Source organism: Vreelandella sp. 162(4c) (genome assembly GCF_058152265.1).
Genome location: NZ_CM176981.1, coordinates 3,456,988 through 3,480,542 on the forward strand (window position 1 = coordinate 3,456,988; position 23,555 = coordinate 3,480,542).

Sequence of the window (23,555 nt, forward strand, 5' to 3'; positions counted from 1 at the left end):
TTGGCAGCGTTGACGGTAATTAATTTGGCAAAATACGTATTTCGCCATAGGCTGAACTTAGCTTCTATGCATTGTTATGCCACAATAGTTAGATAGTATAACTCAAAATTATAATAAGAATTATTCACTGACCGTGAGAGCGCATGAATCAACGAATCCAACTGGCGTCGCTAGACGACCAGCGCAATGCCGAGGCTCGGGAGACGGTACGCCAGCGTATCTCGTGGCCCGCTAACCTAACGCCTGCCAATGTGACCTATCACAGCCGTGGTCATGCGCTGCTGCTCGGCAGTGAGCGCGATACCCGACAAGCCGCGCGTATTCTGCAAGGGCGTGGTTTGGCTTCATTGACGCTGGTTTTCACCGCGCCCAACGCCGCAAATGTTGACGACGGGGTAAACGATAGCGATTTGCTTGCTGCCACCGAGATCCTCACCACCCAGGCGCTAACCCGCGCCCAGGCAGAAAAGCTGCGCATTAGCGGCCATTTGGGCATGTTCAAAACGCTGCTTGATGGCGATGAGCCGCTTGATCTTGCCCGTGCGCTGATCGAGAGAGAGGCGTTTGACCTAGTCCTGGATTTAAATGCCTCTCCTTGCCTACCGGTGGAATTACCACCGCCTGGCTATGTGGTAATGCAGTGGCAGAATGTCGAGCAGCGCAACGACATCCTCGACGATTTTGTGGGGCTGGTGGGCGAATTCGACAAGCCGCGTTATTTTCAGGTCAATAGCGACTTATGTGCCCACTCTACCAGCGGCAACATTGGCTGTACCCGCTGTTTGGATGTTTGCCCTGCGGATGCCATCTCCAGCATTCAGGGGCGGATTGAATCTCACATCGAGATTGATCCCTTTCTCTGCCAAGGCGTGGGCAGTTGCACCAGTGCCTGTCCCACTGGCGCTATCGAATTTCGCCTACCGGAAACGCGCCGCCAGCAGGATACGCTCTCTGCTTGGCTGGGCGCCTACCGCGAAGCGGGTGGTCAAGCGCCGGTGCTGCGTTTTATTACCCATGATTCCCAAGACGCTGAGCGCGCAGCGGGCGTAGTGCCCGCAGGTCATGTCATCGACGCACCGCTAGAAGAGCTGGGCGCAGCGGGCCATGACCAGTGGCTAACCGCTCTGGCCGCCGGTGCCGCCGAAGTGCGTATCCAACTGCACCCCAATATGCCCGCCCGCTTAAGCGCCTTTTTGACCGATCAGCTCACTCAAGCGCATGCCCTATTGGACGCCCTAGGCCATGACCGTGCTCGCATAAAGCTGATCGAGATAGCCGATGATGCAGGCAGGGATGCGCTACCGGCACTCACCCCGTTGACAGAGTCACCGCTAAGCCTGCCTGAGCCAGAAAAGCGTGCGCGCTTTAACCGTGTGCTAGCGCGGTTGGCTGAATTGGGCAACCCCAACGGCGAGCGGGCTGCTATGCCAGCAGGCGCTGCCTACGGCGCCATTCAAGTCGATAGCGATGCCTGCACGCTCTGCCACGCCTGTGTCAGCAACTGCCCGACCCCGGCATTAAAATCAGGCGGCAAAACGCCCGCGCTGAGCTTCCTTGAAGCGGACTGTGTGCAGTGTGGTTTGTGTGAGCAGGCTTGCCCGGAAAATGCGATTACTCTGATGCCAGGCTTTCTGGCATCCAATGCCCGAGAAACGCGCCACATCTGTCACGAAGAAGCGGCCTTTGAGTGCATCAACTGCGGTAAGCCGTTTGCCACTGTCAGCACGGTCGCTACTATTAAACAGAAATTGGCTAACCACCCCTACTTCGCCGGCGAGGCGATGATCCGCCTGGAAATGTGCGAAGACTGCCGGGTAAAAGATGTCTGGAAAACCATGATTCGCGACCCTGACGCGCAACTGAAGGTATAAGCCGATGACGGATGCACTGCCCACGCTCAAAGAAGCGGATGCGCTACGCGCCGATATCTACCGGCTGTTAGCCACGCTACTGCGCCAAGCGCCAGATCCAGAACTACTCGACTGGTTGGCTGAGCTAACTATCGAGCAAGATGGTAGCCGCCTGGCAGAGTGCTGGCAGTCGTTGGCGGTAGCGGCCAACGGTGCGGATGCTGAGAGACTGCAGCGAGCTCACTTTCGCCACTTGGTCGGTGTGATTCAAGGTGAGGTGGTGCCCTACGCCTCCTGGTACCGCAACGGCGAATTGATGGAGGCGGCGCTGGTGGCGCTGCGCCAAGACCTAAAAGTGCTTGGCTTTGAACGCAGTGAGCATACCCGGGATCCGGAAGATCATCTGGCTGCCCTGTGTGAAGTGATGGCGATGCTGATCGACGCCGAAAGCTCTGAGCAGGGTTATTTCTTTAGCCAACATTTAGCCCCCTGGGCGGCCAGCTGTTTTGCCGACCTGGGGCAGGTAGACACCGCTTTCTATGCAGCGCTGGGGCAGTTGGGTAGCGCTTTTATGGAGAGCGAACAGGCTCGCTTGAGGGTTGATGCGGGCCATACGCCAGTGCGTATTCTTGAGCCTTAACGCAGGCTTCATAAAAGAAACAGCAAAAAAAGACCCGCATAAAAAAGCATGCAAGAGGAGAAACCCATGCAACCGTCACACAACGCTGAGCGCCGTCGGTTTATGAAAACCGTTGGGTTGGGAACCGCCGCTGCTGGCGCCGCGGCGGCAGTCGGTCATGTCACTCTGGCACAGGCTGACACTGCCCCGGTGAAAAACGAAAAACCAACGGTTAACTACCGTGAGACTGATCACGTCCGTGCTTATTACGCCTCGCTGCGTGACTGACGGCGGAATGCCAGGAGATTTGCCATGCGCTTAACTCGCAAAACAGACACCCCCAAGGCCTCAGGGCTGGGTATTTCCCGTCGCCAGTTCCTCAAACGCAGCGGTGCAGCCACTGGCGGTATGGCCGCCGTTGGCTTTATGAGTGCGCCCATGATGCAGCGCTCAGAAGCAGCCGATAAAACCCCCGTGCTGGACTCGCCGGTCGAGACCAAACGCACCATCTGCTCCCACTGCTCAGTAGGTTGTGGCGTGTATGCTGAAGTTCAAGAGGGCATTTGGACTAAGCAGGAACCCGCTTTTGATCACCCTATCAACCGTGGCGCGCACTGTGCGAAAGGTGCTTCGCTGCGCCAGCACGGCCACTCCACGCGGCGTCTCAAGTACCCAATGAAGTTAGTCGCGGGTGAGTGGGAGCGTATGAGCTGGGATGACGCCATTAACGAGATTGGCGACAAACTGCTTGAGCTGCGCGAAGAGCACGGCCCGGACAGCGTTTACTGGTTGGGCTCGGCTAAGTTCAGCAACGAGCAGGCGTATTTAATGCGCAAGCTTGCCTCGCTGTGGGGCACCAACAATACCGACCACCAGGCGCGTATCTGCCACTCCACCACCGTGGCCGGCGTGGCGAATACCTGGGGTTATGGAGCGATGACCAACTCGCTCAACGACATGCATAACAGCAAGGCGATTCTGTTCATTGGCTCCAACCCCAGTGAAGCGCACCCGGTGGCGATGCAGCATATCCTGATCGCTAAAGAGCGCAACAATTGCGACATTATCGTCGCTGACCCTCGCTTTACCCGTACTGCCGCCAAGGCCAACAAATACGTGCGTCTACGTCCCGGTTCGGACGTCGCCTATATTTGGGGCTTGTTATGGCACATTTTTGAAAATGGCTGGGAAGACAACGAGTACATCAATCAGCGCGTTTACGGTATGGATGAAGTGCGCGCTGAAGTCGCCAACTTCCCGCCCAGCGTTGTAGAAGAAGTCACCGGTGTCCCCGAAGCCGAGATGTACGATGTCGCTAAACGCCTCTCCGACAACCGGCCTGGCTGTGTGGTCTGGTGTATGGGCGGCACCCAGCACACCACCGGCAACAACAATACCCGCGCTTACTGCATTCTTGAGTTGGCGCTGGGGAATATCGGTGTGGCGGGCGGCGGCGCTAACATCCTGCGTGGCCATGATAACGTACAGGGGGCGACCGACCTGGGCCTTGGCTGCGATTCATTGCCTGGTTACTACGGTTTGGCGGAAGGTGCCTGGCAGCACTGGGCGCAGGTGTGGGATCTCGACTACGAGTGGCTTAAAGGCCGCTATGACGATACCGAGTATGCCGATGGTAAGCCCATGTACACTGCCGGTATTACCGTATCGCGCTGGGTCGATGGCGTGCTCGAAGAGGACGAGAATATCTCCCAGCGTACCGCGCTGAAAGCAATGTTCTACTGGGGCCACGCGGTTAACTCCCAGACTCGCGGCGTCGAGATGCAAAAAGCGATGCAGAAGCTTGAGATGATGGTCATCGTTGACCCTTATCCTACCGTTGCTTCGGTTATGCATGATCGCAGCGACGGCGTGTATCTGCTGCCAGCGGCCACCCAGTTCGAAACCACAGGCAGTGTCACCGCGACTAACCGCTCGATTCAGTGGCGTGACCGCGTGATTGAGCCGCTGTTTGAGTCCAAGCCCGACCACGAAATCATGTACCTGTTTGCTCGTAAGCTGGGCTTCGGTAATGAGTTGGTCAAGAACTACCAGATGAACGGCGACGAGCCGCTCATCGATGACATTCTGCGCGAAATCAACAGCGGTATGTGGACGGTCGGTTACACCGGGCAAAGCCCCGAACGCCTCAAAGAGCACCAGAAAAACTGGCACACGTTCAGCTTCGAGAATCTGCGCGCAGAGGGCGGCCCGGCGGACGGTGATTACTACGGCTTGCCGTGGCCCTGCTGGGGCACGCCAGAGTTCGGCCACCCAGGCTCGCCTAACCTTTACGACACCAGCGTGCCGGTGATGGAAGGTGGCATGGGCTTCCGTGCCCGTTTTGGTATCGAGCGTGACGGCGTCAACCTTCTGGCGGAAGGTTCAGCGCCGGTAGGTGGCGATATCGACGACGGCTATCCAGAGTTCAACGACCAACTGCTCAAAGACCTAGGCTGGTGGGACGACCTGACCGCCGAAGAGAAACAGGCGGCGGAAGGCAAAAACTGGAAAACCGACCTCTCTGGCGGTATCCAGCGTGTCACCATTGAGCATGGCTGCGCGCCTTACGGCAACGCCAAGGCACGCGCTGTGGTCTGGACTTTCCCCGACCAAGTGCCGAAGCACCGTGAGCCGCTCTACACCACGCGTCGCGATTTGGTTGAACGCTTCCCTACTTGGGACGACTTCGACTCCATCATGCGCCTGCCGACCATGTACAAAACCATTCAGGATCGCGACAACACTGGCGAGTATCCAATGATTCTCACCTCTGGGCGCCTGGTTGAGTATGAAGGTGGCGGTGAAGAGACGCGCTCCATGTCGTGGCTTGCCGAGCTGCAGCAGGAGATGTTTGTCGAAATTAACCCGGCGGACGCCAACGACCTCAGCATCAAAGATGGTGACGATGTTTGGGTAGAAGGGGCAGAAGGGGGCCGTGTGAAGGTCAAAGCCCTGGTCACTCCTCGCGTCGATCGTAACGTAGCGTTTATGCCGTTCCACTTTGGCGGCATGTTCCAGGGCGAAAGCCTGCGTGACCGTTACCCGGATGGGTCTGATCCGTACATCATTGGTGAGGCGGCCAATACCGCCACCACCTACGGCTATGACCCGGTGACACTGATGCAAGAGACCAAGTGCACCATCTGCCGCATTGAGCGGGCTTAAGCTTCGACCGACCTGACAGCACGGCGGTGCGGGAGCCATCCCGCACCGGCATGAGGAGAACACCATGGCTCAAATGAAATTTATGTGTGACGCCGAACGCTGCATTGAGTGCAACGGCTGCGTTACCGCCTGTAAAAATGCCAACGATGTCGAGTGGGGCATTCAGCGCCGTCGCGTGGTCACGCTCAACGACGGTGAAGCGGATGAAATGTCCATCTCCGTCGCCTGCATGCACTGTGACGACGCCCCTTGCATGGCGGTGTGCCCCACCGACTGCTTCTACAAAACCGATGACGGCATCGTGCTGCACGACAAAGACCTCTGCATCGGCTGTGGTTACTGCCTTTACGCCTGCCCGTTTGGCGCCCCGCAGTTTCCCCAGCAGGATGCCTTTGGTGAGCGCGGCAAGATGGACAAATGTACCTTCTGCGCGGGCGGCCCGGCCGAAAGCAAAGAAGAGGAGTACGAGAAGTACGGTTCCAACCGTATTGCCGAAGGTAAACTGCCGCTGTGTGCTGAGATGTGCTCCACCAAAGCGCTGCTTGCCGGTGATGCCCAAGACGTGGCCGATATCTTCCGTCAGCGTGTTGTCCATCGCGGGCACAAAGATGGCGCCTGGTCTAATAACCCTCAGGCCAGTGCCGACAACCTAGCCTATGATGCTGCCCATAAAGGGTAAGGAGGCGTGTCATGAACCTGTTGACTGCACAGGCATCCGGTGGGGTGCCACGCTCAGGTAAAGGGCTCGCCCTGGGTATTTGGCGCTTTATGTTGGTGGCGTTTGCTCTGGTGCTTAGCCTCGGCTTCACGCAAGTGGCGTTGGCTCAAGCGGATCCTGACCGTGAAATGAACACCGCTGCCCCCGGCATTACCGCCGACCAGTGGCGTCAGGTACGCAGTGGAGAGACCGGGCCTAACTACCGTGACTCGCGTTATGAAAGCGACTACAGCTTGATCAATGCAAGCGGTGAAACCTGGCGGCAGATTCGCAACCGCTGGGTGTCGCCGTTTGGTTTGATTGCGGTATTTGGCATGGCGGCGCTGATCGCGCTGTTCTACTTCATTGTCGGGCGTAAAGAGCTTGAGGCGCCGCGCACGGGGCGTCTACTTTTGCGTTGGACGCTGATGAAACGCGCGCTGCACTGGACGGTAGCAACGCTGTTTATCATTCTGGCGCTGACCGGGATGACGCTGCTGTTCGGTAAATTCGTGTTCCGCCCACTGTTTGGCGATGGGATTTGGGCCTGGATGATTGCGGCGACAAAAGTGCTGCATAACTACCTAGGGCCGATCTTTGGCATTCTGCTGGTGATCCTGCTGGTCAGCTTGATCAAAGACAATATTCCTAAAAAGCACGACTGGGTATGGTTCAAGAAAGGCGGCGGTATGATTGGCAAAAAGCATGTGGATGCTGGTTTTGCCAACGGTGGTGAAAAAGCCTGGTACTGGCTGTTAGCGACGGTGGGAATCTTAGTGGTTGCCAGTGGCTTCGTGCTCGACTTCCCCAACTTCGAACAGGGCCGTGACACCATGCAGTGGGCCAATATTATCCACGCAGTTGGCGCATTGGGGCTTACGGCGGTTTCCCTCGGGCATATCTATATCGGCACGTTGGGTACCGAAGGCGCGCTAGAAGGTATGACCACAGGCTATGTGGATGAGACCTGGGCCAAAGAGCACCATAATCTTTGGTACGAAGAGGTCAAAGACCAAACGCTATCGGAACAAGAGGTGGCGGCCCGCAAGTCATCTGGCGGCAGCAATGAGCCGTCGGCAACGCGAACCAGTTAATAAGCATTTAATGGTCGCTAAGACACCGCCTTTCGGCGGTGTCTTTTGTTATGCTTCACCTTAAATTATTAAATAACCCAAGCCATGTATGAGAGGAACGGTTATGTCAGCGTTTGATGAGTTAGACCCAACCACGCGCACCGAGCTTGAAGCCGCCGCGTTTCGCCGCTTGCTACAGCATCTGGACGATAACAAAGATGTCCAGAATATCGATCTGATGATCCTGGCGGACTTTTGCCGTAACTGTTTATCTAAATGGCTGGTGAGTGCCGCTGAAGCGCGGGATGAAAGCCTCAACTACGAAGAGGCACGTGAGTACGTTTACGGTATGCCTTACAGCGAGTGGAAGGAGCTTTATCAGCCGCCCGCTACGCCTGAGCAAATGGCGGCCTGGGAAGCACACCACGCCAAAAAGAAAGCAGCCAAACAAGGGTGATGTCGATGAGTGAGCCAATGGTGCCCCTCAACATAGCCGTACTCACGGTCTCGGATACCCGCACGGAAGAGACGGATCGTAGCGGTCAAGCCCTGGTCGAGCGGCTAACCAACGCCGGTCACACTCTCGCTGAAAAGCGCATCGTGCCTGACGATGTCTATCGTATTCGCGCGGTGGTCGCGAACTGGATCGCCGAGACGGATGTGCAGGTGGTGATTACCACCGGCGGCACCGGCTTTACCGGCCGTGACTCCACGCCCGAAGCTATTTCGGTGCTGCTGGATAAGCGTATTGAAGGCTTTGGCGAACGCTTTCGTCAGCTAAGTGGTGAGGAAATTGGCAGTTCCACCATCCAGAGCCGCTGCCTCGGCGGCTTAGCCAACGCCACGGTAGTGTTCTGCCTGCCTGGCTCAACCGGCGCCTGCCGCACCGGCTGGGACGGCATTCTGGCAGAGCAATTGGATAGCCGCCACAAACCCTGCAACTTCGCTAATCTGGTCATCCCAGGTCGAGGCCAGCATGGTTGAATGAGTGGCATATTTTCCAGGCTGCCGCTTGCTGTAGCAACAAGTTTGCGTGGCGACTTGTATTGGGGTTGCGCTGTCGTCGCGCTCTTGAAAGTTAGTGTCAATGCAATAGCTGCATTGGTTTTAAACAGCTAGCTCAGTGCTTCTTCCTTTAGAAAGTTTAGTAATAAAGGGTGATTCGCTAGAGCAATATTGATTCGAAGAGCTGACCCTGACTCGTCATTGCCTAAAGTAAACAAATTTCCAGGTGCTAGGAAAATCCCCTGTGCAGAGGCTTTTTTTGCTAGCTCAAGGCCGTCTACGCTTTTTGGTAAAGGGCACCAAATGTAGTAACTCCCGGTGGGTGGCTGAATTTGGTTGAAACCAATATTTCTCAACGAGGAGATCGCTGCTGCGCTAGCCTTGGCCACTCTTTCGCGTAAACGAGTCATTTGGCGACGATAGCGACCATGAATGATCATTTCATGGATCATCCTTTCAATAATGCTTGAACTGGTAACCACCGTGAGCATTTTAATATCAATCAGTGACCGAACCAGCGTCTGATTAGCTGCAATGTAGCCACAACGCATACTGGCAGATAGCGTTTTGGAAAAAGTGCCAACGTATATGACTCGGTTAAGGCCATCGAGCGAAGCAAGGTGGGGCGTTGATCGGGGGAGAATATCACCAAAAGGGTCGTCTTCAATGATGGTTAAATCATGCTGTTCAGCGATACGTAATAAGGCATGCATATTCTGGAGAGACATGGATGTGCCGGTAGGGTTGTGAGCCATAGGCTGAACAAACAAAAGCCTTGGCCGGTATTCCCGGATACTCTGTTCCAGCATATCGAGATCCAGCCCTTGAGGCCCTCTAGTGATGCCGATGGTTTTGGCACGCTGTAGGCGTAATTTACCAAACATTGGGTAATAACCAGGGCTTTCAACTAGCACCACTTCACCGGGCTCTACAAAATGCCTAACAATCAGGTCGAGTGCATGGTTGGCGCCGAACGTCATCAAGATTTGATTTGGATGAACGCTAATTGCACGATCGTTTAGCGTTCTGGCGATATCTTCTCGCAGGCCGATCAATCCCTGAGGGTTGCCGTATTCGAACTCATCTCTGGCGTCATTATCCTGATTGCTGCGTTTGAAATAGCGGCGTATGTCCGAGCTTTCCATCCAACTTGCCGGCAGGCGTCCATCTCCGGCTCTGACTTCATAATGCTGATTCAATTGTTCTCTTAATAGAGAAACCAAGTCGACCGCTTCAGTAAAATGTTCAGGCTTGATAGCTGGGTGAGCTGGTCTGGTTGCTTCCACATAAAAGCCAGAACCGCGCCGAGGGCTGATATATCCGGTCGCGACTAAGCGGTCGTAAGCATCAATTATAGTATTTTTTGAAACCCCAAAGCTCAGGGTTGCATTGCGAATGGAGGGTAACCTTGTCCCCGCCGTTAGCTGCCCCTGCTCAATGCGCTCAATAACTGTATTGGCAACTTGTTGCGCTCGAGGTGTTTTTTGCTTCATAAAATGCTCAATTGTACCCATTAATGAAAGGGTACAGTACATGGGTCAATTTTGAATATTGTACCTTGTCCAGTTTTCTCTATCACCCTAACTTAAGATAAGAGTATGTTTTATTTCTAACAATAATCGGTGATGCAGCAGTCTCTAGTTAGCGCTAATAGCACTGCCATTCACCATGGAGAGCATCGTGAACTTAACAACTATAAATAAAAGCTGGTTCTTTTTAAAAACGATCGCAGCTGTGTCCACTGTGACAGCCTGTGTGGCTCCTTCTGTTGCTATTGCCGAGGATCTGCCCAGCGTAAACTGGCGAATGCAGGCGCTTTGGGATGCGGGGACAACGCCCTATGAATACGAAGAAAAATTTGTAGAGCGGGTATCCGAATTAACTGATGGGAAATTTGAAATTCGATTGTTCGCCGGTGGACAATTAGCGCCATCGGCCCAAGCATTTGAAGCTGTACGTGCAGGTGCCTTCCAGATGATGAAGACATTTGACGGCTATGAAGCAGGTTCTATACCTGCTTTCGCGTTCACCAGCACAGTACCGTTTGGTTTTCCTGAGTCTGACCAGTACGAAGCTTGGTTCTATGAGAAAGGGGGAATTGAGCTGGCTCGTCAGGCCTATGCGTCAGCAGGTCTCTACTACATTGCACCTACGGTTTATGGGCAAGAACCCATCCATTCTAAATTTCCTATCGAATCTCTGGATGATCTGGATGGCAAAAAAGGCCGTTTCGTTGGCTTGGCCAGCACGGTGATGAGCGAATTTGGTGTGTCTACGACAGGGTTGCCTACGGCAGAGGTGTATCAAGCACTTGAAAAAGGGGTCATTGATCTTGCCGATCGCGGCGACCTGACCGCTAATTTTGAAGCAGGCTTGGGAGAAGTGGCCGGATATATAGCTGTACCTGGCTTTCACCAACCCACGACAGCTACCAGTTATGTAGCGAACCAAGCGGCTTACGATAGTTTACCTGACTCTTACAAAGCGGCCTTGGAAGTGGCTGCCCGTGAGATTTCGTCTTCTTTACGGCAGCACATCCTTGCCCAGGATACTGTTGCTCTCGAAGAGTTCGAAGCGCAAGGCGTACAGATCACCCATTTGAGCCCCGATCTCATTGCAGAAGGGCGCCCGACCGCGATGAATGCATGGAGGAGAGCGGCTGGAGATGACGAATTGGCTAACGAAATTCTCAATAGCCAAATCGAATTCATGCAAGAACTTGGCTTGATTGACTGAGTTCCTACCTTACGGTTCCGCGCGCTGGCAATCCGGTAATAGGCCGGATTGCCTTCCCATCGAGGTTCAATTATGGCTGTTCTTCTTGGCTACTGCCGCCTTATAACGGCTCTTAACCGTTGGGTGGCCACGGTTGTATCGGCTTTTGTCTTCATTATGGTGGCCGTCATCAGCTACGAAGTAGTGTCCCGCTATTTTTTCAATGCACCCACTACCTGGGCTATGGAGCTTGCGACACTATTATTTGGCCCTTACTTCTTACTGGCTGGCCCTTATATTCTACATACTGCTGGACACGTCAACGTTGACATACTTTACCGTAAACTGCCGTTTAAGTTGGCAGGCTTAGTAGACTGTCTAACATATGCGCTGATTGTTGTAGTAACGGTGATTTTTATAGATCAGAGCCTACCTATAGCGCTGAATGCCTACGCAAGTGGTGAAACTTCATTTACCTCTTGGAATCCCCCCGTCTGGCCGGTGAAAGCGCTTATTCCGATCGCTTTTTTATTGCTTCTCATGCAAGCGCTGGCTGAAATTATTTGGGCAGTTAAGCGTATTCAAGGTCAAGAGGTGAAAGCATGAGTTCTACTCTTGTCCTTTCAATGATGTTTGTCTCACTGTTGGTATTGTTGCTCAGCGGGATGCCTTTAGCATTTGTACTGGCATTTTTGGCAATTTTATTCACAGTCATACTGTGGGGAGCTGATGCACTAGTGCTGACCGTTCTCCAAACCTTTGATGCAATGACATCAGACATCTTGCTGGCTATCCCACTCTATGTGCTGATGGCAAGCGTGCTTCAGCGCTCAGGTATTATTGAAGCGTTATATCGTGCAATGGAGCTCTGGTTCCGACGTTTGCCGGGAGGATTGGCCGTCGGTACCGTGGCGATCTGTACGGTGATGGCGGCGATGACCGGCATTGTTGGGGCGGCTGTTGCGGCAATGGGCATCCTCGCATTGCCATCTATGCTACAGCGCGGTTATGACCAGCGATTAGCACTGGGCACAATCTGTGCAGGAGGTACATTAGGCATTCTGATTCCTCCCTCAATTATTACGATTGTATATGCTTCTACTGCCCAGATATCAGTTGGCAAAATGTTTGCTGCCGGTATTGTTCCAGGAATAATACTGGCAGGACTGTATATTTTTTATATTATTCTGAGAGCAATTATCCAGCCAAACCTAGCTCCTCGGCAGTCTGGAGAGCAGACAAACCTAGGGGAGATGTTGAGTTCTCTTAAAGCTCTGATACTACCAGTACTGATTGTTTTATCCGTGCTGGGTAGTATCTATGCAGGTATTGCCACGCCCACCGAGGCAGCAGCAGTGGGTGTTGTTGGGGCGTTGATTTCAGCGGCCTTTCAGAAGCAGCTGACATTTAAAAACTTATCTGCTGCATCTATGGATACCTTGCGTGTGACCACTATGATTATGTGGATCACGATTGGGGCGAAGATATTTGTATCCATCTTCACCGGCACTGGCGGGGCGGACTCGCTTCTACAATTCATTCAAGACCTTGAAATGAATCGCTGGTTAGTACTGCTTTCCATGATGCTGGTTTTAGTCTTCCTTGGGTTATTCCTGGATGAAATTGGCATCATCCTTTTATGTGTGCCTGTCTTCTTACCTATCATAAACGCCTTTCAATTTGATCCGGTCTGGTTCGGAGTGCTTTTCCTTATTACTGCTCAGATGGGTTATATCACCCCGCCTTTTGGCTACACGCTTTTTTACATAAAGGGAGTACTGCCACCTGATATTGGTATGGGAACTGTATACCGGGCCATCGTACCCTTCTTAGTTTTGCAGCTCATTGCATTAATTTTATTTATGCTTTTTCCCGAAATCGTTACTTGGCTGCCTGAACAACTTTCACAGAAAGTACGCTCTTAAAAAAGGAGATAAAAACAATGACTACAACGACTTCTCGTATTCCAGGGTTGCACAAAATGTCACCTGAAGAGCGGCTACAAAAGGTAGTGGAAGTCACTGGGTTGAGCGAGGATGTTGTCAGGCACCTGGGTAACACGGGCAACCTGGATTCAGCCACAGCCGACTCCATGATCGAGAATGTCATTGGCACCATGAACATTCCTTTGGGTGTGGCGACCAATATGCTGGTAGATGGGCATGATGTCCTAGTGCCCATGGCGACAGAGGAGTCTTCGGTGGTAGCTGCTGTCTGTAACGCAGCCCGTCAGTGCCGTTCAACCGGCGGTTTTAAGACAGACATGTCGAATTCTCACATGATTGCCCAGGTTCAGTTGCTGGGTGTTCCGAATCCTGAATTCGCTCGTTTGCAGATACTAGAGCATAAGTCGCACGTTCAGTTGATATGTGATGAAACAGATCCGGTCTTGCTTAAACACGGCGGCGGGTTCCGTGATATGGAGGTGCGTGTTCTGAAAGGACGCACTGGGCCAATGGTGGTCACCCATCTGATTGTCGATACTCGTGATGCAATGGGCGCTAACGCAGTGAATTCCATGGCGGAAGCCGTAGCCCCCCATATTGCAAAATGGACGGGAGGGAAGACCTATCTGCGTATTTTGTCCAACTTGGCGGATCGTCGGTTAGCGAGAGCACGGGCTACTTGGGCTTTGGACGAAATTGGTGGTGCAGAGGTTCGTGATGGCATATTGGCCGCCTATGACTTCGCCGATATTGACCCTTATCGCGCAGCCACGCATAACAAAGGCATCATGAATGGGGTAAGTGCTGTGGTACTGGCAACTGGAAATGATTGTCGGGCCGTAGAGGCGGGAGCCCATGCTTATGCTGCCCGTACAGGGCAGTACAGCTCATTAACACGATGGGAAGCCGATGCTGACGGAAACCTGACCGGCACTATTGAAATGCCTTTGGCGGTAGGCTTAATTGGTGGAGCCACGCGCTCTCACCCTACAGCGCGTATTGCGCTGGATATAATGAACATAACGACTGCCGAACGGCTTGCCTGCACTATTGCTGCAGTCGGTTTGGCTCAGAACTTCGCTGCACTCAAAGCACTAGCGACGACGGGCATCCAAAAGGGTCATATGGCACTCCATGCGAAAAATATTGCGGTCATGGCAGGTGCGGTTGGTGACGAGATTGAGAAAGTAGCCGACGCGTTGGTGAAGCTTGGTAAGGTAAGGGTCGATGTAGCAGAAGAAATTCTCAACGAGGTGCGACAGTAACGCCTTAGCCAGCTTATATAGAACTGACTAGTCGTCTAGCTAGATGTAACCACTACGGGCTGTTTCTGAACGTTGATCGTGGCATTCTATCTACAGCGCTAATCTACTCTTTAAGGTTAACGACTCCGGTTTTTCTGTTTTAGAGACGACTATGCCATCACTTCATAATACCCAGTTCATGCTCGCCAACCTGGTCATCCCTGGCCGAGGTCAGCATGAGTGACTTGCAGCCAATATCAGCCGCGCTTGAGGCGCTACTGGCAGACGTCAGCGTAATAGGCGTCGAGAGTGTTCCGCTGGAAGCCGCTGCCGGGCGTGTGTTGGCCCAAGCCGTCACCGCACAGCTGGATGTACCACCCTTCGATAATAGCGCGATGGATGGCTACGCCTTGCGCGCTGCTGATGCGGGGCAGTGGCTGCCGGTGAGTCAACGCATTGCCGCCGGCACACAGGCGAAAGCGCTTGCGCCAGGAAGCTGCGCACGTATTTTTACCGGCGGTGAGATTCCTCCCGGTGCCGACTGCGTGGTGATGCAGGAGCGCGTACAAGTTGACGGTGATCGTGCGCTGATGCCTGCGGATATTCCCGCAGGTGATAATGTCCGCCGCCAAGGGCGTGACGTGCGCCAGGGCAGCGTACTGTTAGACGCTGGTGAGCGGCTCGAAGCAGCGGCCCTTGGCCACTTGGCAGGTCAGGGGATTACTCAGGTCAGCGTGCGCCGGCGCCCCTGTGTGGCGCTGCTTTCGACGGGCGATGAGATTATTGATCCGGGTACGCCACTAAAGCCGGGGCAGCTTTACAACTCAAACCGGCCGATGCTTAGGCGCCTGTTAGAGAACTTTGGCGCCGAGGTGGTGAGTACCGTTAGTGTTCCGGATGACTATGCCCGCACTGTGGCACTGTTAACGGCCGCCGCTGCTGAGGCAGACCTGGTGGTCACCACTGGCGGCGTCAGCGTCGGCGAAGAGGATCATGTCAAAGCTGCGCTGGAAGCGATTGGCCAGCTCGATATGTGGAAGCTGGCGATCCGCCCCGGTAAGCCGCTGGCACTGGGTCGTTTGCCTCGCGATGACGGCAGCCAGGTGCGGTTTGTCGGTTTGCCAGGCAATCCGGTCTCGGGGTTTGTTGGTGCCTGGTTGTTTTTGCGTCCCTTACTGGGCGCAATGCTTGGTTGTCCAGCGCTAACATCGCTGCCAGCGGTGACCGCGAAAGCGGGGTTTGCTACCTCCACCGGCCCACGTGAGCACTATATGCGTGTAACGCTTGAGTTCACGCCAAGCGGGGTGACGGCGACGGCCTTTGAGGATCAGAATTCCGGGGTGCTTTCATCCTGTATTAACGCCGATGCTTTTGCAGTGATTCCGGCCAATAGCGACATAGCCGAGGGCGATGCCATTAGCTGTTTGTGGTTGGCTGGCTAAGAGCAGGGGCTGAGAAAGCTAAGGATTAAGCTTGCGGGCATCCAGTAGCAGTACTAGCTGTTGCTGGACGAAGGTTAACCCGCATAGCGCCGTGGAAAATCGGCGGGAAAGCAGCAGTTTAGGCAGCGGGTAGAGGGTGTTGGCCGGCAGTTGCTGAAGCGTTATGTCACCGCTCACGCCCAGTTGCCAAGTGCTGTTGTTGTCGCTGGCTGCTTGAGCGTCGCGTAGGGTGAGCCAGCGGTTAGGTGGGGAGCCATGGTCACCACCTTCATAAAGCAACGTTTGAGCATTGGCAGTGCGCGGTGCCGTGGGGTGATCGGTCATGGCCAGCACATGGCGCGCTTCCAAGGCGGTACGGTAAGGCCCTACGCAAAACAGCACCAAGGCAACCTGGGCCTGTTCATGATGGCCGCGATGCAAGGGCACTTTAACCGAGCCCCTGCTGGTAGGCGTCGAAGAGCGCCTCTGGGTCAAGCAGGGCAAGCGCTTCTTGCTCATCTATCTGCCATAGCGCGCTGACATAAGGGCGCAACGTGCCGGAAAGCGTCTCTGGCGGCGCTTGCAGCATACTTTGAGTGACCTCGCACACATCATCAAGCTGTTCAATACGCACACCGCTAGTAATCCCTGCCGCGCTCACTAACAGAATCATCCCCTTACTGTTACCTTCCGGTGCAGGTAAACCGAGTAGTCGATGCAGGCTAATGACGGACTCGATTGTGCCCCGCAGGTGCAGCACACCTTCGGTAGAGGAAGGCAGTCCCGGCACGTAATAGACGGGTTGGTCGCTGGATAGAATTTCACTCACCGCGCTGCCGGGTAGTGCAAAAGGCTGGCCGTTGAGCCGGAAGAGCACTAGCTGTTGGGTAGGCTCATCAATATCTACCACCGCCTCAGCATCGCCGTGTGCTGCTAATGCCTCGTCAAGGGTTTGGGTAGCGGGCGGCTGGTCATTTGCCTCGCCGTTGCGGGGAAATTCAGCGGTCATCGGCCAGCTCCGGCGATATCACTACCTGATTGCGACCTTGGTGTTTGGCGCGGTAGAGCGCTTGGTCGGCGCTTAAACGCAGCGGCTCGGTAGAAGGTTGTGCGGGGAAGCTGCTAATGCCTGCACTGAAGGTGCAGCGAAAGCGAACCTCACCGGTGTGAAAATCAATCAGTGCAAAATCCTCGCGCAGGCTATCGATCAATGTGGCGGCTTTCTCGGCATTAATGCCCTTTAGCAGCACAACAAACTCTTCTCCGCCGTAGCGGCCGATAATATCGGAGAGACGCAGGCGACTCTTTAATAGTCTTGCCAGGGTGATAATTACCTGGTCACCCGCCAAATGACCGTGGGTGTCGTTGACATGCTTGAAGTGATCAATGTCGATCATCGCCATGGCGTGCTGGCTATTATCACGGTGCGCCTGAGCGAGGTTTTTATTGATCAGTTCAGTGGTGGTGCTGTGGTTATACAGCCCGGTCATGCTGTCGCGGGTCATTAATGAGCGCAGCAGACGCAGGCGTTCGGCGCGCAGTTGCACGGCAGAGACCAGCTCTTCGGGCTGAACGGGTTTGGTGAGAAAGGCTTCAACCCCCGCAGACATAGCGGATATCTGCTTTTGGCTGTCGGTTTCACTGGAGAGATAGATAATCGGTAGACCCAGGTGTTCCGGCTGCTGGCGAATAATCGATGCCAGCTCTTCCCCAGAACACACCGGCATATACACATCGACCAACAGTAAATCGGGGCTAAAGCGCTCCATTACCGTGAGCGCATCGGCGGGATGGTGAACCTGATGAGTCAGCATTCCGCTCTCTTCAAGCAACAGAGCGTGGTAAGCGGCTGCTTCGGGCTCATCATCCACCACTAGCACCTTGAGTGGCTCTTCTGCCGCCGGAGCGGTCAGTTCATCCACTGCCAGCATCAGATCCAGCGGTTTTACCGGTTTGGTAAAGTAGCCGCCGCAGCCTGCACGAACGGCACTCAGGCGCGAATGAAAGTCGCTGTGGGCCGACAAAACGATGGCAGGAAGCGGTTGGCCTGTCAGTTTGTTTAAGCTGGTCAGGGTTTCAGTGCCTGCCGTCTGCCCTTGGGGGAACTGCACATCCATGATGACTGCGTCAGGGCGACGAGTGAGCACGGCGTTAAAGAATGTGTCTGTATCGATAAACTGAACGACTTCGTGACCAAAGCAGCGTAGGTGATGGATTAATTGATCGACCTGCTCGGGCTCATCGTCGCACAGATAAATTAACCGCTGGCGCTTATTGCGCAGTGGCTCAACTTGGCTGGAAAGCTCGAAGCTGTTTACGGCCGCCAGCGCTTGCTGTTGACCGTGGTGGGAACGCAGGTGCTGCTGCTCGTGACCCATCTGGAGAAGCAATTGACTGATAAACGTATCGATATCGGCGCGGGCGGGGGAGGTAGTAAGCGCCTCTTGCGCCTGATCCGCCAGCTGGGCAAGCCGCTCAAATCCCAGCGACCTCCCGGTTCCTTTCAAACTATGAAAGAAACGGTGCAGCTCTGGCGCGAGTCGCGCCTGTTCTTCGCTCGTCGTGCGACTCTGCTGCCACAGCTCGGCGGTTTGCGCTAAGCGGGACGGAAGCTGCTCAATAAAACGCTCACGCAGCTGGTTCAGCTTATCGTGCAGCGAAGGGGCGGGCTTAGACATCAAACTACCTACGTAAGTGAACGAAAGCGGCGATCCATTCCATCAGTGATCCATTCCCACTAGCGATGGTTACTCATCAAGCGCCTGTTTTACTGCGGCTTCCAGGTTGGATGCCAGCTCGGCATCTTTACGCAAACAGGCATCCAGGCCTGGTGTTTGCTGAAGCGTTATGTCCGGCGTGTCTCCGGTGAGTAAAATAAACGGTAGGTGATTAGCCTGCTCGCGCAGCATCGCCAGCAGTGCTACCCCACTGATGAGGGGCATGTGCATATCGCTGACAATCAGCTTGATATCGCTGCGATTATCTAGCTGCTCAACGGCTTCCATCGCGTCAATGGCCAGCAGCGTCTCATGGCCCTGATGCTCAAGCAGTGCCGCCGTCATTTCCCCGGCAAGCGGATCGTCGTCTACGACCAGGATAGGCATTCCATGACCTCATGGTAGTTGTGTCTTTAATGGCTATGTCATTAACCGTCGTGTCAGTATCACTCGTGATTAACCCAGTAGGGCCTGGAGTGTCTCAACTAAATTGTTTTGGTCAAAGCTACCTTTGACGATATAAGCGTCAGCACCGACTTCAATACCGCGTCGCCGATCAGCCTCCTTTTCCCGCGAGGTGATAATAATAATTGGCCGATAACGATAAACCTCATTTTCGCGCAGTCGGGCAGTCAGCGCAAAGCCATCCATTACCGGCATCTCAACGTCGGTAAGTACGGCATCAAACGGCTCTGCCAGTGCTTTGGCTAATCCGTCGCGACCATTTTCGGCCAGGGTAACGTGGTAGCCCCACGCTTCGAGTACATCTTTCTCTATTTCGCGGGTATTCAGTGAGTCGTCGACCACCAAAATGCGTTTCGCGAGAGCGGAGGATGCACGCTCTTCGTTAGCACGTTGGGCACCGTGTCGGGTGGCTTCCAGTAAAGCGGGTACGTGGAGTAGGCTTACCAGCGCATTGCGTCCCATGGAAACCATGCCCGAGACCAGTGGTAAATAACGCAGATGCACGGGCAGTGGCTTGATGATCATATCGCGTTCATCAATCAGGGAGTCAATAATCAGAGCAAGCTTCTGGTGCCGCTGGTGGACGACCAGCAGTAGGGTGGTATCAGTACCGGACGCCGTCTCTGGTAGCTCAAGCAGTTGGGCTAGCGATACCACCGGCACAAATTCATTGCGTAAAATCAGCGTGCGCTGACCCGCAGCATCAATAAATGATTGTGATGAGCACTCTACCAACTCTGATACGTAAGGCGCCGTTACCCCTAGGTTGACGCCGCCGACGCTGACCAGCAGTACCCGCATCATCGCCAACGAGAGTGGCAGGCGCAGAGTAAAGCGGGTGCCGTTACCGCGTTCGCTGGCAAGCTGCAGGTCGCCGTTAAGCTCATCCACCACGGTGCGCTTGACCACATCCATGCCCACACCGCGGCCAGAAAAGTCGGTAATCATGCTCTTGGTAGAGAAGCCCGGCAGGAATATAAGCTCTAGCGTTTCCTGTTCGCTCAGTGCATGGAGCTGCTCTTCGCTCACCAACTGCTTGGCGAGCGCTTTTTGACGTACCGCTTCAAGCGAAATACCCGCGCCGTCGTCACGCATCTCTACCACCACCCAGCCAGCATCCTGCCAGGCTTCGATAATCAACTGCCCACGGGGAGGTTTACCCGCTACCTGGCGCTCGGCAGGCAGCTCTAAGCCGTGATCCAAGGCATTGCGCAGCAGGTGAATAAGCGGATCCGACAGGCGATCAATCATCTGGCGATCAAGTTCGATTTCGCTGCCTCGCACCCGGCAGTCGACCTGTTTGCCGAGTGACTGGGCCAATTCCCGGGACATATGCGCGAGTGGATCAAACACCACGCTTAACGGCAGCATGCGCATTTGCAGTGCGCGGTCGTGTAGGTCGCTCATCAGCGAATCGTGGCTTAACACGCTATCTTTCAGCTCACGGTGAAAGGCGTGAAAAGGCCCCTGCTGTTCGGCAGGAGGTGTGATGCTTAGCTCACGGGCTTGATCAACCAGGGTATGTAAATGATGATGGCCGGAAAGCACTTCGCCCATCAAACGAATAACATCGTCCAGTCGATCCAGGCGAACCCGCACAGTATCGCTGAGCCGCAGTTCGCTCTCCGCCACCAGCGCAGCGGAGGAAGGCGGTGTTGAGGAGGACGGTAGCGCAGGCACAGAGGATGGCGCCGCCTCAGCGGGAGTAATGGGCGGGGGTGGGGCCTGACCGAGGGCAGCCGCTTCCAGGGCGCTACATAGCGCCTCATCAGCCGCGGGTAGGTCGTCACCTGTCGCTCCTTCGGCGAGTCGACTGACTAAGTCAGCAAGACCGTCAACCGCCTGGCTGAGCAGGCTGGTCACCGTTGGCGTTGCGGTTAGGGTGCCGTCGCGCAGAGCGCTGAGCAGCTCTTCAGTGCTATGTGCCAGCGCCGTAATTGGCACCAGTTTAAGCATTCGCGACGAGCCTTTCAGCGTATGCGCTGCGCGGAACAGGTCGTTGATCTGTTCGCGATCAGCATGGCCCTGCTCCAGTGCGCTAATTCCTTCTCGCAAGCGGGGCAGGTGGTCGGCTGCCTCTTCCACAAAGCGTTGTATAAAGCGGCGAATATCCAGCGCCATAATTAACCCACTCCCTGGGTGGTACTGGTTGATGCCAGTGTTAGGTTCACCGCGTCTAAATAACGTTCGGCTAGAAAGCGCGCATCGCCTGGCGGTAGTGGTGGGGTGATGGTGTCTAGCCCTCCATCAGAGGTGGGCGCAGTGGTCAGCAAACGAACCACCGCAGCATAGCGCTGCTTGCGCTGTAATGGCTTGTCGGCCAGTTCGCCTTGGCGATAAAGTTCAGCTAAGTAGAAATGGGCCGGCCAACACTCCGGGGCGACGTAAATGGCCCGCTTAAAATGCTCGTAGGCGAGCTGGGGCCGCTGCTGCCAGCGGGCGACCAACCCGGCCAGCACCAGCGCATCGATCGACCACGGCTGTTGCTTAAGCAGCACCTCAAGCAGCGTAGCGGCGTCGTCAAACGCATTTTGGTTAAGCAACCGATGGGCGGTGTGCAGTTGGTGGCTAATGCTGTCCGTTGGCTCTTTTTCCGTTGCATGCTGACGTGGCGCCTGGGGTGTCACATCAGTGCAGTTGTCTAACGCTAGCTGTTTATTTGCGCTCTCAGCAACGCTAATACTGTCTTCAGTAATACTGTCTTCAGCCATGTTGTCCATCGCAAGTAATGAGGGCTGAAGGGGCGTCTCTGGCACTATCGCGGGTTGCTCTGCATGGCGAAAGTAAAATACGCCCTGAGCTTCGGTCAATTCAAACACGCCGAGATCGTTACCCAGGGTTTCGGTGACGCCGCAGAGTAAAATGCCATTGGGGGCCAGCAACTGGCTAAGTTGCTGATGGATATGGCGCCGCGTCTGCTGGTCAAAGTAGATCGAGACATTGCGAAACAGAATTACATCAAAGGGGCCGACGGGGCTGTCTTCGTTGGCGTTTAACAGGTTAAACGGCCGAAAGGTTACCCATTGGCGCAGCGGTTCGTGAAGCTTGTAGCGCCCCTTGTGGGGGCTGAAGTAACGCTTTTTGAAGGCGGGGGAGAGGGCGCGAAACGCCATGCCGCCATAAACTGCCTGGCGTGCCTTGGCGAGAACTTGGTGATCCAGGTCGCCGCCGGTAAGAGTAAACAGCGCTTTGGCCCGCTCGCCAAAGCGCTCAAACAGCATCATCGCTACGCTATAGGGCTCCTCACCGGAAGAGCAGCCCGCGCTGAAGATAGAGAGCGGCGGCTGCTCTGTCGTTAGGCGTTGCGGTAAATAGGTGTTGACCAGCCAGTCCAGGGCGTCAGGTTCGCGAAAAAAATAGGTTTCGTTGACCGTTAACTGGCTGACAAATTGATCGAATAGCGCCGGGTCGTGGCTTAATTGCTTGAGGAGCTGAGTGATGTCGGTTAGCCCCGTGGAGGCCTGTAAGCTGGCTACTGCTCGGAATAGCCGGGCTTCGGCCAAGCCATCTAGGTGTAAACCGCAGCGTTGATGCACCAGAGCTTTGAAGGGAGCAAACGCACTCATGCCAGAGGCTCCGGTCGGCTATCCATGCAGCCATGGACATCGCGTAGCAGCCGATCCGGAAGGCTATCGAGCGGTAATTCATACTGTATGACGCCTGCTTTGACGGCTTCCTGATTCATGCCATAAATCACCGAGCTGGCTTCATCTTGCGCGAAGGTGGTTCCGCCTGCGCGATGTATCGCCCGCATACCATTCACTCCATCGCGGCCCATGCCGGTCAAAATAATACCAATCGCATCGCTGCCGTAGACCTCCGCGACACTGTGCAGCAGCACATCGCAACAGGGGTGGTACAGGGAGCATTCAGGACTGGGTTGAAGCTGGAAGCGGTGGCGGGAGGATACGCATAAGTCACGCTCGGAAGGTGAGAGGTAAATATGCCCAGGGCGTAGCCGTTCGCCCTCTTGGCCCACGCTAACCGGCATAGTGCAAAGGGATGCCAGCCATTGTGCCATGCCATCAATAAATCCATGACTGATGTGCTGGGCGATCACAATGGGGGCTGGAAACCCGCTGGGTAGCCTCCGCAGCACCCGCACTAAAGCTTGCGGGCCACCGGTTGAGCAGGCGATCGCGACCACGTGCTGGAAGTTACGCGGCACCCCCCGTGGCGTTACAGCAAATGTCGCTATTGGAGGAGAGGGGGGGGGTGCTAAGCCGCGTCGACGTAGACGAGTGATGACCGCCACACCGGAAAGCAGGCGTACACGCTCCAGCAAGCGTTCGGCATCGGCTCCTTCCAGAGTGGGTTTAGGCATGACCTCCAACGCGCCTACCTCAAGGGCTTGATAGGCGGTTTGCGCATCGGAGCGGTCACTAACTACCAGAATGGGCACCCCTTTGCTGTACATGATCTCTTCGATCGCGGTCAAGCCGTCCATCACCGGCATGTTGAGATCCATGGTGATCAGATGCGGCGCAAGGCGCTTGGCCAGCTCCACCGCTTCGCGGCCATTCGCGGCTTCCCCCACGATCTCAATATCATCGTCCCGGCTGAGGATATCGCGTAGCACGTCGCGGGCTACTTGGCTGTCGTCGGCAATGACTACCCGAATTACACTCATCCGGTATC

Annotated in this window: 21 protein-coding genes; 13 read left to right on the forward strand and 8 right to left on the reverse strand. The window is 55.0% G+C overall.

Annotation, left to right across the window (positions count from 1 at the left end; all coding sequences use genetic code 11):
• Window positions 1-143: 143 nt before the first annotated feature.
• The 8 genes from AC4EYZ_RS15865 (at window position 144) to moaB (ending at window position 8,388) form a co-directional block, all read left to right on the forward strand.
• Window positions 144-1,871, forward strand: a complete 1,728-nt coding sequence (locus AC4EYZ_RS15865; protein WP_490203873.1) for a 4Fe-4S dicluster domain-containing protein — start codon at window positions 144-146, stop codon at window positions 1,869-1,871.
• A gap of 4 nt (window positions 1,872-1,875) precedes the next feature.
• Window positions 1,876-2,490: a TorD/DmsD family molecular chaperone gene (locus tag AC4EYZ_RS15870; protein WP_041159346.1), complete on the forward strand. Its 615-nt coding sequence runs from the start codon at window positions 1,876-1,878 to the stop codon at window positions 2,488-2,490.
• A gap of 66 nt (window positions 2,491-2,556) precedes the next feature.
• Window positions 2,557-2,757 (forward strand): twin-arginine translocation signal domain-containing protein, encoded by a 201-nt coding sequence (locus tag AC4EYZ_RS15875; RefSeq protein ID WP_022521831.1) that lies wholly within the window; start codon window positions 2,557-2,559, stop codon window positions 2,755-2,757.
• 24 nt (window positions 2,758-2,781) lie between these two features.
• Complete coding sequence (locus AC4EYZ_RS15880; protein WP_009285876.1) at window positions 2,782-5,634, forward strand: molybdopterin-dependent oxidoreductase; 2,853 nt, start codon at window positions 2,782-2,784, stop codon at window positions 5,632-5,634.
• Window positions 5,635-5,698: 64 nt separating this feature from the next.
• On the forward strand, window positions 5,699-6,313 hold the full coding sequence (gene fdh3B, locus AC4EYZ_RS15885) for a formate dehydrogenase FDH3 subunit beta (RefSeq protein WP_022521832.1): 615 nt from the start codon (window positions 5,699-5,701) through the stop codon (window positions 6,311-6,313).
• Between the two features lie 11 nt (window positions 6,314-6,324).
• Window positions 6,325-7,425 carry a formate dehydrogenase subunit gamma gene (locus AC4EYZ_RS15890; protein ID WP_490203874.1) on the forward strand — a complete coding sequence of 367 codons (1,101 nt, stop codon included), beginning with the start codon at window positions 6,325-6,327 and terminating at the stop codon, window positions 7,423-7,425.
• Window positions 7,426-7,528: 103 nt separating this feature from the next.
• A complete protein-coding gene (locus AC4EYZ_RS15895; protein ID WP_088701875.1) occupies window positions 7,529-7,861 on the forward strand; it encodes a DUF1244 domain-containing protein in 333 nt (110 codons plus the stop codon).
• 5 nt (window positions 7,862-7,866) lie between these two features.
• Window positions 7,867-8,388, forward strand: a complete 522-nt coding sequence (gene moaB, locus AC4EYZ_RS15900; protein WP_490203875.1) for a molybdenum cofactor biosynthesis protein B — start codon at window positions 7,867-7,869, stop codon at window positions 8,386-8,388.
• Between the two features lie 131 nt (window positions 8,389-8,519).
• On the opposite strand, the gene AC4EYZ_RS15905 is transcribed toward moaB, so the two are convergent.
• Entirely contained in the window at window positions 8,520-9,902 is a 1,383-nt protein-coding gene (locus tag AC4EYZ_RS15905) for an aminotransferase-like domain-containing protein (protein WP_490203876.1), read from the reverse strand.
• A gap of 187 nt (window positions 9,903-10,089) precedes the next feature.
• Here AC4EYZ_RS15905 and dctP point away from each other — a divergent pair, with 187 nt between their 5' ends.
• The 5 genes from dctP (at window position 10,090) to AC4EYZ_RS15930 (ending at window position 15,756) form a co-directional block, all read left to right on the forward strand.
• The gene (gene dctP, locus AC4EYZ_RS15910) at window positions 10,090-11,145 is read left to right on the forward strand and encodes a TRAP transporter substrate-binding protein DctP (RefSeq protein ID WP_342584101.1); all 1,056 of its coding nucleotides are present in this window, start codon (window positions 10,090-10,092) and stop codon (window positions 11,143-11,145) included.
• A gap of 72 nt (window positions 11,146-11,217) precedes the next feature.
• On the forward strand, window positions 11,218-11,730 hold the full coding sequence (locus AC4EYZ_RS15915; RefSeq protein ID WP_027957017.1) for a TRAP transporter small permease subunit: 513 nt from the start codon (window positions 11,218-11,220) through the stop codon (window positions 11,728-11,730).
• Window positions 11,727-13,049 (forward strand): TRAP transporter large permease, encoded by a 1,323-nt coding sequence (locus AC4EYZ_RS15920; RefSeq protein ID WP_009285872.1) that lies wholly within the window; start codon window positions 11,727-11,729, stop codon window positions 13,047-13,049. The genes AC4EYZ_RS15915 and AC4EYZ_RS15920 overlap by 4 nt, the downstream gene beginning before the upstream one ends.
• A gap of 8 nt (window positions 13,050-13,057) precedes the next feature.
• Window positions 13,058-14,335: a hydroxymethylglutaryl-CoA reductase, degradative gene (locus AC4EYZ_RS15925; RefSeq protein WP_258955994.1), complete on the forward strand. Its 1,278-nt coding sequence runs from the start codon at window positions 13,058-13,060 to the stop codon at window positions 14,333-14,335.
• Window positions 14,336-14,550: 215 nt separating this feature from the next.
• On the forward strand, window positions 14,551-15,756 hold the full coding sequence (locus AC4EYZ_RS15930) for a molybdopterin molybdotransferase MoeA (RefSeq protein ID WP_039857282.1): 1,206 nt from the start codon (window positions 14,551-14,553) through the stop codon (window positions 15,754-15,756).
• 18 nt (window positions 15,757-15,774) lie between these two features.
• Here the strand turns inward: AC4EYZ_RS15930 and AC4EYZ_RS15935 are convergent, their stop codons facing one another.
• The 7 genes from AC4EYZ_RS15935 to cheB all read right to left on the reverse strand — a co-directional run bounded on the left by AC4EYZ_RS15935 (window position 15,775) and on the right by cheB (window position 23,547).
• A complete protein-coding gene (locus AC4EYZ_RS15935) occupies window positions 15,775-16,182 on the reverse strand; it encodes a hypothetical protein (protein WP_027957015.1) in 408 nt (135 codons plus the stop codon).
• Between the two features lies 1 nt (window position 16,183).
• Complete coding sequence (locus tag AC4EYZ_RS15940) at window positions 16,184-16,744, reverse strand: chemotaxis protein CheW (protein WP_041159342.1); 561 nt, start codon at window positions 16,742-16,744, stop codon at window positions 16,184-16,186.
• Window positions 16,734-18,413 (reverse strand): diguanylate cyclase, encoded by a 1,680-nt coding sequence (locus AC4EYZ_RS15945; protein ID WP_457547669.1) that lies wholly within the window; start codon window positions 18,411-18,413, stop codon window positions 16,734-16,736. Before AC4EYZ_RS15945 ends, AC4EYZ_RS15940 begins: the two co-directional genes overlap by 11 nt.
• Window positions 18,414-18,482: 69 nt before the next feature.
• Entirely contained in the window at window positions 18,483-18,839 is a 357-nt protein-coding gene (locus AC4EYZ_RS15950) for a response regulator (protein ID WP_457547670.1), read from the reverse strand.
• A 69-nt stretch (window positions 18,840-18,908) separates the two neighbouring features.
• Window positions 18,909-21,038: a hybrid sensor histidine kinase/response regulator gene (locus AC4EYZ_RS15955; RefSeq protein ID WP_490203877.1), complete on the reverse strand. Its 2,130-nt coding sequence runs from the start codon at window positions 21,036-21,038 to the stop codon at window positions 18,909-18,911.
• 2 nt (window positions 21,039-21,040) lie between these two features.
• Window positions 21,041-22,483: a CheR family methyltransferase gene (locus AC4EYZ_RS15960; protein ID WP_400670318.1), complete on the reverse strand. Its 1,443-nt coding sequence runs from the start codon at window positions 22,481-22,483 to the stop codon at window positions 21,041-21,043.
• The gene (cheB, locus tag AC4EYZ_RS15965) at window positions 22,480-23,547 is read right to left on the reverse strand and encodes a chemotaxis-specific protein-glutamate methyltransferase CheB (protein WP_474192234.1); all 1,068 of its coding nucleotides are present in this window, start codon (window positions 23,545-23,547) and stop codon (window positions 22,480-22,482) included. Before cheB ends, AC4EYZ_RS15960 begins: the two co-directional genes overlap by 4 nt.
• Between the last annotated feature and the right edge of the window lie 8 nt (window positions 23,548-23,555).